This is a genomic window from Pontibacter populi (assembly GCF_040278685.1).
GTDB lineage: Bacteria > Bacteroidota > Bacteroidia > Cytophagales > Hymenobacteraceae > Pontibacter > Pontibacter populi.
This window is the reverse complement of record NZ_JBEOKT010000015.1, coordinates 87472-104692: the sequence shown is the minus strand read 5'-3', so window position 1 is coordinate 104692 and position 17221 is coordinate 87472. Positions and strand designations below refer to the sequence as shown.

Below are 17221 nucleotides of genomic sequence, written 5' to 3'. Positions count from 1 at the left end.
GTGTTGCTGATAAAAGGACAAGGTGCCAAGAAAGTGGCTTTTGTGGCAGCACTTGTTGAGTTTGCCATAGCTATAGTTGCAACTACAGGTTTTAACGCAGCCGACGGCAGCACACAGTTCGAACTGAACACGCCGTGGGTAGAAAGCGCCGGTATCGGTTTCCATATTGGTATGGATGGTATCAGCTTACTTATGGTGTTGCTGACCACATTCCTGGTTCCGCTGATCATACTTTCGGCTTTCAAACACGACTACAAGAACCCGAACGCTTTCTACGCGCTGATCCTGTTCATGCAGACCGGCCTAATTGGCGTATTTGTGTCTTTAGATGCGTTCCTGTTCTATTTCTTCTGGGAAGTTGCTCTTATTCCAATCTACTTTATTGCGGCTATCTGGGGTGGTGTTAACCGCATTCCGGTTACGTTCAAGTTCTTTGTGTATACTATCTTCGGTTCGCTTTTCATGCTGGCCGCGTTTGTATACTTATACTTCCAGACTGCTGGTACAGGTGTAGCAGCACACTCTTCAGATGTGCAGGCGTTCTACCAACTGGCCTTAAGTGCTGAGTCGCAGAGCTGGATCTTCTGGTTCCTATTCATTGCTTTCGCTATTAAAATGCCGGTGTTCCCGTTCCATACCTGGCAGCCCGATACCTATACCGAGTCGCCTACACAGGCAACGATGTTGCTTTCCGGTATCATGCTAAAAATGGGTATTTATGGTGTGCTGCGCTGGTTATTGCCAGTTGTACCGATGGGTGTTAGCCAGTGGGTTGAGGTGGTGCTAGTTCTTTCCATCATCGGTATCGTTTACGCATCTGTTATCGCCATCCGCCAGCACGACCTGAAACGCCTGATCGCATATTCATCTATCGCACACGTTGGCCTTATTGCTGCTGGTATCTTTACCCTGAACGAGCAAGGTTTACAAGGTGGCGTTATCCAGATGCTGAGCCACGGTATCAACGTAACGGGTCTGTTCTTTATCATCGACATCATTTATAGAAGAACAAACACAAGAGAAATTACCAGCCTGGGTGGTATCACGCAGAATGCCAAAGCACTTTCGATCTTCTTCATGATCCTGTTGCTGGGTTCTGTGGCGCTGCCGCTTACAAATGGCTTCGTGGGTGAGTTCCTGTTGCTGATGGGCGTTTACCAATACAATGCCTGGTTTGGCGCTGTAGCTGGCTTAACTATCATACTGGGTGCGGTTTATATGCTGCGCATGTTCCAGGGTGTGATGTTCGGTACAAAGTCGGAGGTAACAGAAGCTTTCACCGACCTTACATTTAACGAAAAGGCTGTTCTTATCCCGCTGGTAATTATGGTGTTCTGGATTGGTTTGTTCCCGAACACGTTCCTGAGCATTTCGGAACCTGCCGTGATGAACCTGCTGACGATCATTAACCGCTAAGCGGATTTAAATAAAGAAATTACAGGAAATAAGACGACATGACCTCGATCATACTTCTTTCAGTTTTCGGCATCGTTAACCTCTTTGTAGGTTTCCTGAAGTCTAAGAAAATTTTATTGCCGCTGGCCCTGCTGTTCCTGATCATTGTGTTCGGCACAAACCTGCTTGGCTGGAACAATACCCAGACCTACTTCAACAACATGCTAACCATCGATAATTATGCGGTGGCTTTTACAGGCATTATGGTCTTAACGACCTTATTCATCCTACCGTTCTCGCAGCGTTACATTGATGCCGAAGACGATAACCTGGCAGAGTATTACTCTCTCCTGTTGTTCTCGCTGGTTGGTGCTATCATGATGGTGGCTTACGAGAACATGATCATGCTGTTTATCGGTATTGAGATTATTTCTATTGCCATGTATGTGCTGGCAGGTAGCAACAAACGTAGCCTGCGCTCAAACGAAGCCGCTCTGAAGTACTTCCTGATGGGGTCTTTCTTTACAGGTGTGCTGCTATTTGGTATAGTACTGATCTACGGTGCGACTGGTACATTTAACATTGCAGAGATAAGTGCAGCTAATGTGATGGCTGATGGCACCACCAACACCATGTTCACGCTTGGCCTGCTGATCTTAGTAATCGGTATTTCATTCAAAATTGCAGCTGCTCCTTTCCATTTCTGGACACCGGACGTGTACGAAGGTACTCCTACCCTGTTCACGATGTTTATGGCAACAGTTGTAAAGACTGCTGGTGTAGCGGCCTTCTACAAACTGATGCACGCAGCCTTCGGCGCGTCGTTCACAGCCTGGTTCCCGACACTTATTGCTATAACCGTACTCACACTTATAGTTGGTAACATTGGCGCAGTCATACAAACAAGCGTGAAGCGTATGCTGGCCTACTCGTCTATCTCGCATGCGGGTTACCTGCTGATGACGCTGGTGGCTTTCAATGAGCTATCACAAAGCGCGATCTTCTTTTATTCGCTGGCTTATGCCGTAGCTTCAGTTATGTCTTTTGGCGTGCTTAAGTTAGTTTCGGATGAGCGTAAAGACGAGACTTTTACAGCCTTTAACGGCTTAGGCAAAACAAACCCATTACTTGCTTTTGTGATGACGGTTTCGATGCTTTCCTTAGCTGGTATTCCGCTCACAGCTGGTTTCTTTGGTAAGTTCTTCGTGTTCTCGGCTGTAGTAGCAACCGGAAACCTGATGTGGCTGGTCGTGTTAGCTGTTATTTTGGCTGCAGTTGGTATTTACTACTATTTTAAAGTGGTTATCGCCATGTACCTGCAGCCAGCCGGTGAAAACACAAAAGTACCGGTAAGCGGCTTCGCTACATTGGTTCTGATCATCTGTACTGTACTTACTATCCTGTTCGGTTTAGCGCCGGGCTTGGTAAGCAATATCCTGTAACAGGAAACTATAGTTATTAGAAAGGCTGCTCTGATAAAGGGCAGCCTTTTTTTGTTGGTATATATCTTATAGTTTCTGCTCCGTCATCCTGAGTTGAGCCGAAGCATCCTAAGTGTCCTCTACTTTCCATTTGTCATTTCGAGCCTAAGCGAGAAATCTATCTCAGCTTATAATTGTAGTCTGTTCTAACTTGAACTAAGCTATCCTTTCAAACCACTCTTTATCCTGGGAGCTTTATTCACGTATAGTTTCATCTCTGGCTTTGGTGCGCTCACGGCCGCGAGGGCCCGTCTTTGGGCATCGCGCGGTGCGAATCTCTTTTGCTCGTTCCTCGCAATGCCTGACGGCACCAGATATTCACAAGGCGCTCAACCCAAAGACTGAGAAATTTCTCATAGCCACCTTTGTCTATAGTTTGAACTGTTAAGCTTTGATCTTTCTCGTGGTTAAAATTCCGTAGGGACAGGTCGAGACCTGTCCGCCCAATAACGTGAACTATAGAACAATAAAGCCAACTATACCTATAGAAGAAGTATCCCCTTGAGGGGAATATAGGGGTGTTAAATCACCAACAATAAAACTATAAGGAAAACTATAGCAAAGGCCGAAAAGCTCCCCGCCTTGGACTACCGAGAAGAGATTTCGAAGGTAGCGAGCGTAGCTCTGAGGGGTTGGGGGTGGTTGGACAAACGCTAACTATAAAACAGTAAATCCAAACTATAATAGTAGCAGCCGAAACTCCTCCACAATCTAAAGCTCACCTATAGCTCTCCCAGAAATAATATACCAACACACACAATCTATCGCCGAAAGACTTAACTAATTTAAATCTAACAAAGTACAACTATACAGAGCCTATTCCAGATGCTGTACTTCAGAATTATATTGCCATTTATTTTGCTGCTGACCAACTGCAACGGCAAGGTACAAGTAGATGTGCCAACAGGGTCAGAAGTTCGGGAACAAACTACGCCAAGAGTAGGTGGCCATTGCGAAACCTGTGAGCTGATTTATGTAGGGATGCCTGAAACTATAAATGCAACCGATACCAGTGCCGGCTGGCAACTGCCAGGACCAAAGCTTATAGTAACAGGCACTGTTTACAAACCAGACAAGAAAACGCCGGCACCTGATATTATACTTTACTACTGGCAAACTGATAACAAAGGCATTTATGCCAACAAGGAAGGACTTGACCCAAAAGCTGAAAGGCACGGCTACATCCGGGGCTGGGTGAAGACGGATAAGAACGGCAAATATACCATTTACACCAACCGCCCTGCATCCTACCCAAGCAGGAACGCCCCCGAACATATCCATATGCTGGTAAAAGAACCAACTATAGATAATGAATACTACATCGATGACATCATGTTTATGGATGATCCACTGCTGCCAAAAGGCACAAGAGATGCTGCTACTATAAAAGGTGGAAGTGGAGTTGTAAGAGTTACCAAACAGGATGGTGTGCAACGAGCAACACGGGACATTATACTTGGACAGAATATCAGCAACTATCCAAAGCAGAAGTAAAAAACTATAGTTAGGACGTTCTAACTGTTCTAATAGGCTATAGTCCACCCAGATCTCACCTATTGTCGAGATGACAACGATTAAAAGATAAAATGAACCCTGTCAAACCTTAACTCCTGTAAATCCAGATTCAGACAAAAACAAAAAAGCCTGTAACATTACTGCTACAGGCTTTTTTGTTAAACTATAGTTGTATTACTACTTCTTCTCAGGTGTAGCAATATTTCTCATTTTAATATGCAGCTCATCTAACTGTGCATCCGCAATCGGAGAAGGTGCATCGATCATTACATCGCGGCCTGAGTTGTTCTTAGGGAAGGCAATGTAATCGCGGATAGAGTCGGAGCCACCGAAGATGGAGCAAAGTCTGTCGAAGCCGAAGGCAATACCACCGTGTGGCGGCGCACCATATTCAAATGCTTCCATCAGGAACCCGAACTGTGCTTTTGCTTCGTCGTTGGAGAAGCCTAACAAACGGAACATCTGCTCCTGCAAACGGCGGTCGTGGATACGGATAGAGCCACCGCCCACTTCTACGCCATTGATTACCATGTCATAAGCATTCGCACGGATATCACTCGGGCGATCATCAATCAACTCCATATCTTCCGGCTTAGGCGACGTGAACGGATGGTGCATGGCATGGAAACGGCCAGACTCTTCATCCCACTCCAGTAACGGGAAATCTACTACCCATAGCGCTGAGAAGGTATCTTTATCACGCAGGCCAAGTCTTGTTCCCATCTCCAGGCGAAGTTCGTTCAGGGCTTTACGGGTTTTGTCTTTACCGCCAGCCAATACAAGCAGCAGGTCGCCAGGTTTGGCGTTGAAAGCCGCAGCCCACTCAGCCAGGTCTTCCGGAGAGTAGAACTTATCTACAGATGATTTAACAGAGCCATCTTCGTTTACACGTGCATACACCAGACCGGTAGCACCAATCTGCGGACGTTTCACAAAATCTGTCAGCTCATCCAGTTGCTTGCGGGTATAGCTTGCAGCTCCTGTGGCATTTATACCAACTATAAGCTCGGCATCATCAAATACTTTAAAGCCTTTGTTCTTTACCAGGCTGTTCAGCTCCACAAACTGCATCCCGAAGCGGGTATCCGGCTTATCGGAACCGTACAAACGCATCGCATCAGCATAAGTCATGCGTGGCATCTTCGGCAGGTTCACGCCTTTCACTTTCTGGAACAGGTGGTGGATCAGCCCTTCAAATGTATTCAGGATGTCTTCCTGGGTTACAAACGAAAGTTCGCAGTCTATCTGGGTAAATTCCGGCTGGCGGTCGGCACGTAAATCTTCATCTCTAAAGCATTTTACGATCTGGTAATACTTATCGAACCCAGACACCATCAGCAACTGCTTAAACGTTTGCGGCGATTGCGGCAGGGCGTAAAACTCGCCTGGGTTCATGCGGCTTGGCACTACAAAATCGCGGGCACCTTCCGGTGTAGATTTAATAAGTACAGGGGTTTCTACTTCGATGAAATAATGGCCGTCCAGGTAATTGCGGGTCTCGCGCATAACACGGTGGCGCAGCTCCAGGTTACGACGAACCGGGTTACGACGCAGATCCAGGTAGCGGTACTTCATGCGCAGGTCGTCACCGCCATCGGTCTCGTCCTCTATCATAAACGGAGGCACTTTGGCAGCGTTAAGTACTTCCAGCTTGGTAGCTTTCAGCTCTATCGCACCGGTTGGTATCTTATCGTTCTTAGATTCGCGCTCAATAACTTTACCAACTACTCTTATCACATACTCCCGGCCCAGCTCACGAGCCTGATTCAGCAGGGCTTCCGGGGTTCGGCCTTCTTCAAAGCTTAACTGAGTTATACCATAACGGTCGCGCAGGTCTATCCAGAGCATGCCGCCTTTGTCGCGCAGGCGCTGTACCCAGCCAGTCAGGATAACTTCTTCGCCTACATTGTCTATTCGTAGTTCGCCGCAAGTATGAGTTCGGAGCATAGTAGTATTTCTAAGTATATAGCGCAAAAGTAATAATTGTTACGTTAGGTTGCAGCTAAAATAGCAGGAGCTTGCCAGATCTTAGTGAGTAAAAGTATACGCAGCTATAGTAAATCAGGGTCTCCCCTATTTTCAATACCAGTTTATTAGAGCAGTTAACAATAGCTCTTAACTATAAACCTACTCATCCTCAAAACTAATGGCCTATAACCCACAATAAATTAACAAGATACAACCAAACTATAGTTACTTAAAGCTGATAAGGCAACTATAGGTTAGGTTTGTCGGGAAAAAGGGGGCTTTAGTATAGTTTATTTTGAATAGGTGAACAGATTGATTTTATTTATATACAGTTATTTCACCTTAAAGTATAAACTATGGAGCTCGTAATACAGAATCTTTCTAAAACCTACCCGAACGGCACACAAGCGCTAAAGAACATTAACCTGACCATACCGAAAGGAATGTTTGGTTTGCTTGGTCCTAACGGTGCCGGAAAATCATCGCTGATGCGAACTATAGCTACGTTGCAGGAAGCAGATACCGGAAGCATTATGCTGGGCGACCTGGATGTGTTGCGCCAGAAAGAAGAAATGCGGAAGGTGCTGGGTTACCTGCCACAGGAGTTCGGGGTTTACCCTAAGGTGAGTGCTGAAGAAATGCTGGACCACTTTGCAGTGCTGAAAGGCATAAGCGATAACAAAGAACGCAAAGAAGTGGTAGCTGCCCTGCTGCAGCAAACTAACCTGTACGATGTGCGCAAGAAAAACCTAGGTGGTTACTCGGGTGGTATGAAGCAACGTTTCGGTATTGCGCAGGCGTTACTGGGTAATCCGCAGTTGATTATAGTTGATGAACCAACTGCCGGCCTCGATCCTGCGGAGCGTAACCGTTTCCATAATTTGCTAAGCGAGATCGGAGAGAACATCATCGTGATCCTTTCTACACACATTGTGGAAGACGTAACCGACCTTTGCCGCAATTTTGCCATCATCAACAAAGGCGAAGTACTTTTAACCGGCGACCCACTGGAAGTGATCAACAAACTGAATGGCCGCATCTGGCGCAAGTTCATCCATAAATCGGAACTGGCGGCGCACCAGCAACAGCATGATGTTATTTCATCACGTTTGTTTGCCGGCAAAACTATCATACACGTGCTCAGCGATGTGCAGCCGGGTATGGATTTCGAGCCTGTTAACTCAGACCTGGAAGACGTGTACTTCAGCAAGATACACGAAGCGAGCCGACAGCAGAAAGAGAATACAGAAGAACTTGTTGTGAATTAGAAACTGGCCTATCCCCATTTCTAATTTTTATTTTCTAATTCATAATTAAAAGATCCATGTTCAAGGAAATCTTCTTATTCGAACTCAAGTACCGGATGAAGCGTCCGGCTACCTATATATACTTTTTCATCCTGTTCCTGATGGCGTATCTGGCCATGCTGGCAATTGGTGGCGCTTTTGGCGGTGGTGTGGTGATCGGTGATGCCAGCGGCGGAAAAGTATTTGCCAACTCCCCTTACCAGATCAACTGGATCGTAACGCTGCTAAGCTGGTTTGGTGTGCTGATCACTTGTTCTATGATGGGCACGCCTATTTTCCGGGACTTTGAGCATAAAACACATTCGCTGTACTATACCACGCCTATTTCAAAAGCAGGTTATATTTTTGGCCGTTTTACAGGTTCGTTCCTGGTAACGTTGTTTGTATTTACAGGTGTGGCGCTTGGAGCCATGTTTGCCACTATTATGCCGTGGATGGAGCCTGAAAAAGTAGGCCCGTTCAATTTGATGTGGTACATACAGCCGTACTTAACCATCATCATCCCGAACCTTATACTTACCGGTGCTATCTTTTTTACACTGGCAACGCTTACCCGCAGTGCACTTTCTATTTATGTAGGCGGCGTTATCTTCTTAGTGATGTACGGTATTGCCAGCAGTCTTACCAGCGACCTGGATAACGAATTCATCGCCAACCTGACTGATCCGCTGGGCGCATCAGCTATCTATTTTACACAACGCTACTGGACAACCGTCGAGCGTAATACCCTGATGCTGCCTTTCAGCGATTACCTGCTCATCAACCGTGGGTTCTGGCTAACTATAGGTTTAGGTTTACTAGCGTTCTGCTACTATAAATTCAGTTTCTCGTTTGCCAATGCAGGTATAAAGTTATTCCGTCGTAAAAACAGCGCCGAAGCAATTGGTGCATTTGTGCCATCTGAGCGCCTGAACCTGCCAAAAGTAGCGCAGCATTTCTCGTTTAACCTGAGTCTGAAGCAGTATTTCAAACTGAGTAAACTGGAGTTCAATGGTATCATCAAAAGTGTTTACTTTATAGCTATAGTTACAGCAGGCATTATCTTCCTGTTTGTGTCCGGGGCGCAGGTGGGCAAGATGTACGACACCAATACCTTCCCGGTAACGTCGGAAGTGGTGCAGGTGCTGAACGGTACTTTTGCACTGTTCTTCCTGATCATCATTACCTTTTACTCCGGCGAACTGGTGTGGCGCGAGCGCGATAACCACTTGAACCAGATCTACGATGCGCTGCCAATCCCGAACTGGGTGCCGTTTGCTTCTAAAATGACTGCTTTAATGCTGGTGCAGGTAATATTGCTTTTCGTGATCATGATCTGCGGTATCATCATCCAGACGTTTAAAGGTTATTATAAGTATGAGCTGAATGTATACCTGCAAGGCTTGTTCGGCATTAACCTGATAGACTACTTGCTGCTGTGCGTGCTGGCGATGCTGATACAAGTGATCGTGAACAATAAGTTTATCGGCCATTTTGTGATGGTGGTGTATTACCTGCTTAACATCTTTAAAGGTCAGTTAGGCTTCGAGCACACGCTTTACTCCTATAGTTCCGACCCAGGCATCACCTACTCGGCCATGAACGGCTACGGGCACTTTGTGTGGCCATTTACGATCTATAAAATTTACTGGGGAGCTTTTGCTTTGCTGCTGGCTATAGTTGCCAACATGCTATGGTCGCGCGGTTCGGAAAATATGCTGAACTGGCGCCTGAAACTGGCTAGCATGCAGCTTACAAAATCTACGCTTTTCGTAACAGCAGCCGGACTTATCGTTTTCCTGATAACAGGTGGTTTTATTTTCTACAACACCAACATCCTGAACAACTATAAAACATCTGACGAACAGGAAGAACGCCAGGCTAACTATGAGAAGACTTACAAAAAGTACGATGGCATTCCGCAGCCCCGCATTACCGATGTAAACCTGAACGTAGATATTTACCCGGAAGAGCGTATTTTCGACTTTAAAGGTTATTTCTGGATAAAGAACACACATAACCAACCTATCGATTCGGTGCATATTAACCTGTCGGATGAAGCGGAAGTGCGCAAGCTGGAATTTGAGCAGCCAGCCAAACTTGCCCTGAACGATGAAGACTTTGGTTACCGCATTTACAAACTGGCTAAACCATTGCAACCCGGTGACTCTACGCGCTTGCTCCTGGACCTGCACTATGCAACCAAAGGCTTCCGGAACAGTGGTTCTAATACCGGTATCGTTTACAATGGTACATTCATCAACAGCCAGTATCTGCCAACTATAGGTTACAACTCCAGCGCTGAGCTGAGCGAAGATGACCTGCGCAAAGAGCACGACCTGAAACCTAAACCACGCATGGCTGATGTGAATGATTCTGTAGCCCGCATGAACACTTACATCAGTAAAGACGCCGACTGGGTGAATTTTGAAGCTACTGTAAGCACCATCCCAAGCCAGATCGCGATAGCCCCAGGCTATTTGCAGAAAGAGTGGACAAAAGACGGCCGCCGTTATTTCCACTATAAAATGGATGCACCTATCCTTAACTTTTACTCTTTCCTGTCTGCAGATTACCAGGTAAGGAAAGACCACTGGAAAGGTAAGAATGGACAGGATGTAGCGATAGAAATCTATTACCACAAAGGCCACGAGTATAACCTGGACCGTATGATCAAATCGGTGAAGAAATCGCTGGATTACTTTACCGAGAATTTCAGCCCGTACCAACACAAACAGGTGCGCATCCTGGAGTTCCCGGGTTACCAGTCGTTCGCCCAATCTTTCCCGAATACGATTCCTTACTCTGAGTCTATTGGCTTTATTGCCGATGTGGATGACAAAGACCCGGAGGATGTAGATTACCCGTTTTATGTAACCGCTCACGAAATTGCGCACCAGTGGTGGGCACACCAGGTTATCGGTGGCGATGTACAGGGTTCTGTGCTGATGTCGGAAACGATGAGCCAGTACAGCGCCCTGATGGTGATGAAGCATGAGTATGGCGAAGAACGCATGAACAAGTTCCTGAAATACGAACTGAACTCGTATCTGTTGGGCCGTACTACTGAGCGCAAAAAGGAAATGCCGCTTTACCGCGTCGAGAACCAGGGCTACATCCACTACCGCAAAGGCAGCGTGGTAATGTATGCGCTGGCAGACTATATCGGGGAAGACAACCTGAACAAGGCGTTGCAGAAGTATATCCAGAAAGTGGCGTTCCAGCGGGCTCCGTTCACGAACTCTGTCGAGTTTCTGGGTTACATCCGCGAAGCTACGCCAGACTCGTTGCAGTACATGGTGACCGATATGTTTGAGAAGATAACGCTGTACGAGAACAAAACCACCGATGCTACTTACAAAAAACTGGCAGACAACAAGTATAAAGTAACCTTTACCGTGGATGCCAAGAAACTATATGCTGACAGCCTTGGTACCGAAACAACTGCCAAAATGAACGACTGGGTAGATGTTGGTGTAATTGCCCGTAACAAAGTTGATGGCCACTGGCAGGATAAACCACTCTACTTAAAGAAGCATAAGATAAAAGCCGGTACTAATAAGTTTGAGTTTATAGTAAACGAAAAGCCCGAAAAAGCCGGCATCGACCCTATGAACAAACTCATTGACCGCAACCCAACCGATAACACCAAAACCGTTACCGAAGGATAAAAGAGCCTATAGTTTAGTTTAAACACAGAAGCCATACCCATTCAGGTATGGCTTCTATTTTATAGTTCAGGTTTATAGTTTTATACTTTAGCCTTTTGCACCAACCTTAAACTTTTGGCAAAGAAATTGCACTACTTCAGCTTACTCCCTGTTATTTGATCAATAATTTATAGCTTTGTCTACACAACCTCTATGAACATGCGTTATTTTGCATTCCTGCTTATCATTCTTATTGCCGGCGTAACTTTTGCCGCCCCAAAACTTAAAAAGGTAAACCTTACCAAAGATATCAGCATCCTGTTGCCAAAGGATTTTACGCCTATGTCGGATAACGACATCGCCCGCGAATATCCTGCAACCACGAGACCTGTAGCTGCTTACACTAGCCCGGATGGCAATATTGACTTCAACTTAACCCTGAAGCGCTCAAGGTTCCAGGCCGATGACCTGGATATGCTGCGCGAATTTTATAAAGCCAACCTGGTAGAAACGTTTACCAACATCGACTTTATCCGGCAGGAAGTAACAGAAGTTAAAGGACAGAAATTTATAGTTTTCGAGTTTGTATCCAGGCTCGCCGATACCCGAGGTGCTTCTAACCTGAGACCTGTACAGACCTACAGCATCATCCAGTATACTATTATCGGCAACCAGCTCCAAATTTATACTTTGCACGTACCTTTCCAGCTCAAAAATAACTGGCAGGACACAGCCCGAGAGATAATGGGTTCTGTGAAAATCAAAAAGTAATATCACTTATCTATAGTTTAAAAGCCTTTCCTTTACCCGGGAAGGCTTTTTTTATTTCAGTAAAACCTATACGCAACTATAGTTAAACCACTTTATACTTGATTTCGCCCCCCTTACCGGGTACCTTTACAACCATGGCTACAGACTTTTTATCAATCTACAGCGACGAGCACTTTATGCAGCAGGCTTACCGGCAGGCGCAGCAGGCATTTGAAGAAGGCGAAATACCGATTGGTGCTGTTATAGTTGCTAACAACCGTATTATAGCTAAAGCCTACAACCAGACCGAGAAACTGAACGACGTAACGGCACACGCCGAAATGCTGGCCTTTACTGCGGCATCAGAATACCTGGGCAACAAATACTTACATGATTGCACGCTTTATGTAACTGTAGAGCCCTGCATAATGTGTGCAGGTGCCAGCTATTGGGCGCAGCTAAAAAGAGTGGTTTTCGGAACAACCGAGCCCAAGCGCGGTTATAGAACTGTAGGCAATTTGCTGCACCCTAAAACCGAAATGGTGAGCGGCATAATGGCGCAGGAGTGTGCCGACCTGATGGCTTCTTTTTTTGCAGCCAAAAGAAAATAGCTAAATTTGAAACTAACAGTTTAAACACATACGTACCCTATAAGATTGCTACGTATGTTATTTTCCACATATAAAAATATATAAAACTATGGCTTTCGAACTTCCGAAACTACCTTACGCTTACGATGCCCTGGAGCCGCACATTGATGCACGCACCATGGAGATCCACCATACAAAACACCACCAGGCCTATACAGACAACCTGAACAAAGCCATTGCCGGCACAGATATGGAAGGCAAGAGCATTGAAGAGATCCTGCGTAACCTGGATGGGGAAAACAAAGCAGTTCGTAACAACGGTGGCGGTTACTACAACCACAACCTGTTCTGGACAGTACTTTCTCCGAACGGTGGTGGTCAGCCAACCGGCGAACTGGCAGATGCGATCAACTCTACTTTTGGTTCTTTTGACCAGTTTAAAGAGAAGTTTAACGCTGCTGCAGCAACCCGTTTCGGTTCTGGCTGGGCATGGCTTTGCGTTAAGGGTGGTAAGTTAGAGATCTGCTCTACTCCTAACCAGGACAACACGTTAATGTCATTCTCTGAAGGTTGTGGTGGTACACCGATCTTAGGCCTTGATGTTTGGGAGCACGCGTATTACCTGAACTACCAGAACCGTCGTCCGGATTACATCAACGCTTTCTGGAACGTAGTGAACTGGGAAGAAGTAACAAAACGCTACAACGAAGCGAAGTAGTTTTCCAGAGTTCCTAACAAAGGACTTTTAGACAAAAGAGTTCTTTAAACTATAAAGCCCCGACCAGAAATGGCGGGGCTTTTCTCATATATAGTAAGCTCCTTTTATATTCAGAAGAAAATATCTAATATAGAGTTTAAATAAGCACCTGCTCTATGGAATTAGCCTTACTGCTTCTGATAGCCATTTCAGTTTTATGGTACGGAAAGCAACTATTAAACAAGCTTGATAACAACCAATTCGATCTTCACCATCTCCATAAAGAGATCATTGACCTGCGGGAACAACTAGAAAAACAAACTGCCAGATCTGCACCGGATGTAGCTGCCGGTGCACCTAAATCAGCTCAGGAGCAACCACAGGTTATAAGACCTGTTGCACCACCAGCACCCACACCTCCACCTGTTATACCAGTGCCTCTTCGTCCGGAGCCTGCCATCAGGCCTGAGCCACGAACGCAACCACTGGAGCAACCTGTTCCGGTTACTACGGCAGCTTACACAGAAGTACCTACACAACCAACAGAACCATCTATCTTCGATAAGTTCCTGGAAAATCTGGATTGGGAAAAGTTTATCGGCGAGAACCTGATCAACAAATTAGGCATAGGTATACTGGTACTTGGCATTGGTTTCTTTGTGAAATATGCTATTGACCAGGATTGGATAAATGAGATTGGCCGTGTTGCCATAGGCATACTGGCGGGCGGTGCATTGCTTGGAGTAGCCCATAGATTGCGAAAAACTTACCAGGCTTTCAGTTCCGTACTTGTTGGCGGCGGTATGGCCGTTCTATACTTTACTATTGCCATTGCCTTCCACGAGTACCAGCTCTTTAGCCAAACAGTTACTTTTCTCTTGATGGTACTGCTCACCGGCTTCTCCATCTTCTTATCTATAGCTTATAACAGAATTGAGTTAGCTATACTTGCCCTGGTGGGTGGGTTTGCAAGTCCGTTTATGGTAAGTACCGGAGAAGGCAACTACATCGTTCTGTTTGTTTTCATTCTGATCCTCAACCTGGGCATTCTGGTACTGGCTTACTTTAAGAAATGGAGCCTGTTGAACATTATCGCTTATGTGTTCACGATTATACTTTACGGTGGCTGGTTAAGTACAAGAGTAGTAGATGCAGATAACCCGCCATATATAGGAGCATTAGTATTTGCCACCCTGTTTTACCTGGTGTTCTTTGCCATGAACATCATCAACAACATTAAAGAGCGAAGACACTTTACGGGTCCCGAAATCATGATCCTGCTCAGCAATACCTTCCTTTACTACTCGGCAGGAATGTATGTATTGCAGTATGTGGCAGGCGGTAACTACCAGGGTTTGTTTACAATATCTATAGCAGTATTTAATTTTGTATTCGCGTATCTGCTTTACAAAAGCCAGAAGGCAGACAAAAACCTGGTGTATCTGCTCATAGGGCTTGTGCTTACTTTCCTGAGTTTAACAGCTCCTGTGCAGCTAAAAGGCAACTACATTACTTTATTCTGGGCGTTAGAGTCGGTGCTTCTGTTATGGCTATCTCAACGTTCAGGTATAAAGCTGATCAGGGTGGCATCGGTACTGGTACTAACGCTCATGTTCTTCAGCCTTATAATGGATTGGAGCCTTTACTATAATCAGTTAGCACAGCCTGAGCCTTTAGCTATAGTTCTGAATAAGGTATTTATAACTGGTATAGTTGCTGTTCTGGCACTCGCCGCGAACCTATGGTTACTACAACGCGAACACGACCTGATTTTGATAAGGTATTTACCAGCGGAAATATACCGGGCTATTGTAGGCTTTATAGTTGTGCTAACACTATACCTTGTACTTTTACTAGAGCTCCAATACACACTCGATATACTAGGAGTAAGCTATGCCACAGTATATTTTATAGTTGGATTCTATAATTATATGTACCTGTTTGCATTGCTGCTACTGAGTGCACGCCAACCGAACCAACTGCTGCAAAATGGTGTAGCAGTGCTGTCACTGATCGGCATCTTTTTATACTTTACCATCTTGCACCCAGCTACTTATGAAGCCCGTAATGCCTACTTATCAGGAGAAGGCGAAACCTTCGCTAGCTTCCTGCTGCATTACCTGCCTTTAGTCTTGGTTCTACTTATAGTTGTTCATCTCCTTCGTTTGGTGGCACAGCAGTTTGGTTTTAACTCTCAATTAGGAAAAGTAGCCTTGTGGTGCGCAAGTTTTGTAGCCGTGTTCCTGGCAAGCGCGGAGTTAGAGCATCTTTCTGTGTTGTTGTTCTATAATCCTGGTGATGACCTGCAGGCCTTGGTTGCACAGATCCGTAAAGTTGGTTTCCCTATACTTTGGGGAATAAGCTCTTTTATTCTGATGATGATTGGGATGCAGCATAAGCTCAAAACGCTGCGTATCGTGTCGCTTACACTCTTCTTTGTAACGCTTCTTAAGTTGTTTATTTTTGATATCCATGGTATTTCGGAAGGTGGCAAGATTGCCGCGTTTATTTGCCTAGGTGTACTGCTCCTGGTTATATCTTTTATGTATCAAAAGCTTAAGGTGTTAATTCTTACTGATGACACGGCTACTACGAATGAAGTTAATAACGCATAGCCTGAAGCTTCTGCTTCTGGTAGTATCTGCTGTTATGACCAAGACAGCAGATGCGCAGCAGTTTACCTGGCAGACACATGTGGCGAAACCCCAGCAGGAAGGCTTTAATCGTATATTGCTTAGCCCACAGGTTACAGGCAGGCTGCAGGCAGACTTTTCTGATATCCGGCTTTATAATAATGCTGGCCAGGAAGTGCCTTACCTGCTTCGTACGGAACAACCGGTACAATACAAGCGGTTATTTAAGGAGTATGATATTCTTAGCTATACGCACCAGAAAGGCTGCTGCTCGGAATTGCTTATCTCAAACCCGGACAAGCACAAGCTCAACAACATTAGTTTACTTATCAGCAATGCAGATGTCCGTAAAGATGTAAAACTTAGCGGGAGCGATAACCGACAGGACTGGTATGTACTAAAAGATAAGCACACGCTATATGCTATTAACAATAACCAAAGCACGGCAGAAGTTAAGCTCCTGGACTTCCCGCTGAGCGATTACCGTTACTTTCGCCTGCAGCTAAACGACTCTGCAAGTGCACCGCTAAACATCCTTCAGGCTGGCTATTACGATACCTACACTGAGGCTGGCAAGTATACATCTATTCCTGTTCAGAATAATACCCGCAAAGACAGCGCATCTGTCAAAAGCACTTATATAACTCTGCGCTTTGCCCAGCCTGTTTATCCCGATCGCCTGGAGTTTAGCATCGTTTCGCCGCAACTATACCACCGGAATGGCTATGTGCTGTTAGGCAAAGAACAAGTAATGCGTAGGCGCAGAAGCAAACGAAAAAGGCAACAGAACCAGCAGCGATCAGTACCATTTGTATTAAGTTCTAATGCGCCTGCTATAGTTGAGTTGCCTCGCCTGGCAATAGAGGAGTTAACGATTGTCATACAAAACGCGGATAACAGGCCACTGGAATTTGATGAAATAAAGCCTCTGCAGCTTAACCGTTATCTTGTAGCTGACCTCTCGCGAGACCAGGATTACACGTTAAAGTTCGGAAACTCAAAGGCGGAAGCACCTGAATATGAACTCCAGTATTTCCAGGACAGTATCCCCGCTGATTTACCTATACTCCAGACAGCGGAGCTAAAGCAGATCCGGAAAGCAGAAAAGCAAAAGGACAACACAACTACTATCATTATCTGGGCTGCTATAGCAGTTGTTATTGCCGGCCTTACTTACATGACCATAAGATTGTTAAAAGAAATGGATACCAAAAAGCAGGTATGATCAGCACAGGTTCTTTACCAAACTATAAAAA

General features: G+C 45.5%; 11 protein-coding genes. 10 read left to right on the top strand and 1 reads right to left on the bottom strand.

The window, feature by feature from the left end; all coding sequences use genetic code 11:
- The 3 genes from ABS362_RS15195 to ABS362_RS15185 all read left to right on the top strand — a co-directional run.
- Positions 1-1416: complex I subunit 4 family protein (locus tag ABS362_RS15195; RefSeq protein ID WP_350413390.1), on the top strand; the 1416-nt coding region annotated here is incomplete at its 5' end.
- Positions 1417-1454: 38 nt separating this feature from the next.
- Positions 1455-2837, top strand: a complete 1383-nt coding sequence (locus tag ABS362_RS15190; protein WP_350413388.1) for an NADH-quinone oxidoreductase subunit N — start codon at positions 1455-1457, stop codon at positions 2835-2837.
- Positions 2838-3701: 864 nt separating this feature from the next.
- A complete protein-coding gene (locus ABS362_RS15185; protein ID WP_350413387.1) occupies positions 3702-4370 on the top strand; it encodes a dioxygenase family protein in 669 nt (222 codons plus the stop codon).
- Positions 4371-4568: 198 nt separating this feature from the next.
- On the opposite strand, the gene aspS is transcribed toward ABS362_RS15185, so the two are convergent.
- Complete coding sequence (gene aspS, locus ABS362_RS15180; protein ID WP_350413385.1) at positions 4569-6338, bottom strand: aspartate--tRNA ligase; 1770 nt, start codon at positions 6336-6338, stop codon at positions 4569-4571.
- A gap of 377 nt (positions 6339-6715) precedes the next feature.
- Here aspS and ABS362_RS15175 point away from each other — a divergent pair, with 377 nt between their 5' ends.
- The 7 genes from ABS362_RS15175 to ABS362_RS15145 all read left to right on the top strand — a co-directional run bounded on the left by ABS362_RS15175 (position 6716) and on the right by ABS362_RS15145 (position 17190).
- Positions 6716-7627 carry an ABC transporter ATP-binding protein gene (locus ABS362_RS15175; RefSeq protein WP_350413383.1) on the top strand — a complete coding sequence of 304 codons (912 nt, stop codon included), beginning with the start codon at positions 6716-6718 and terminating at the stop codon, positions 7625-7627.
- A 56-nt stretch (positions 7628-7683) separates the two neighbouring features.
- On the top strand, positions 7684-11316 hold the full coding sequence (locus ABS362_RS15170) for a M1 family aminopeptidase (protein WP_350413382.1): 3633 nt from the start codon (positions 7684-7686) through the stop codon (positions 11314-11316).
- Positions 11317-11514: 198 nt separating this feature from the next.
- The gene (locus tag ABS362_RS15165; RefSeq protein WP_350413381.1) at positions 11515-12066 is read left to right on the top strand and encodes a hypothetical protein; all 552 of its coding nucleotides are present in this window, start codon (positions 11515-11517) and stop codon (positions 12064-12066) included.
- Between the two features lie 134 nt (positions 12067-12200).
- Complete coding sequence (locus tag ABS362_RS15160; protein WP_350413380.1) at positions 12201-12656, top strand: nucleoside deaminase; 456 nt, start codon at positions 12201-12203, stop codon at positions 12654-12656.
- Between the two features lie 88 nt (positions 12657-12744).
- Positions 12745-13353, top strand: a complete 609-nt coding sequence (locus tag ABS362_RS15155) for a superoxide dismutase (RefSeq protein ID WP_350413379.1) — start codon at positions 12745-12747, stop codon at positions 13351-13353.
- A gap of 155 nt (positions 13354-13508) precedes the next feature.
- On the top strand, positions 13509-15947 hold the full coding sequence (locus tag ABS362_RS15150) for a DUF2339 domain-containing protein (protein WP_350413377.1): 2439 nt from the start codon (positions 13509-13511) through the stop codon (positions 15945-15947).
- Positions 15928-17190 (top strand): hypothetical protein, encoded by a 1263-nt coding sequence (locus tag ABS362_RS15145; RefSeq protein ID WP_350413375.1) that lies wholly within the window; start codon positions 15928-15930, stop codon positions 17188-17190. The genes ABS362_RS15150 and ABS362_RS15145 overlap by 20 nt, the downstream gene beginning before the upstream one ends.
- Positions 17191-17221: the final 31 nt, after the last annotated feature.

Bases quoted from the DNA above. Each gene is read 5' to 3' on its own strand.
- ABS362_RS15190 (WP_350413388.1), top strand. From the start codon at position 1,455: ATGACCTCGATCATACTTCTTTCAGTTTTCGGCATCGTTAACCTCTTT.
- ABS362_RS15185 (WP_350413387.1), top strand. From the start codon at position 3,702: ATGCTGTACTTCAGAATTATATTGCCATTTATTTTGCTGCTGACCAAC.
- aspS (WP_350413385.1), bottom strand. From the start codon at position 6,338: ATGCTCCGAACTCATACTTGCGGCGAACTACGAATAGACAATGTAGGC.
- ABS362_RS15175 (WP_350413383.1), top strand. From the start codon at position 6,716: ATGGAGCTCGTAATACAGAATCTTTCTAAAACCTACCCGAACGGCACA.
- ABS362_RS15170 (WP_350413382.1), top strand. From the start codon at position 7,684: ATGTTCAAGGAAATCTTCTTATTCGAACTCAAGTACCGGATGAAGCGT.
- ABS362_RS15165 (WP_350413381.1), top strand. From the start codon at position 11,515: ATGCGTTATTTTGCATTCCTGCTTATCATTCTTATTGCCGGCGTAACT.
- ABS362_RS15160 (WP_350413380.1), top strand. From the start codon at position 12,201: ATGGCTACAGACTTTTTATCAATCTACAGCGACGAGCACTTTATGCAG.
- ABS362_RS15155 (WP_350413379.1), top strand. From the start codon at position 12,745: ATGGCTTTCGAACTTCCGAAACTACCTTACGCTTACGATGCCCTGGAG.
- ABS362_RS15150 (WP_350413377.1), top strand. From the start codon at position 13,509: ATGGAATTAGCCTTACTGCTTCTGATAGCCATTTCAGTTTTATGGTAC.
- ABS362_RS15145 (WP_350413375.1), top strand. From the start codon at position 15,928: ATGAAGTTAATAACGCATAGCCTGAAGCTTCTGCTTCTGGTAGTATCT.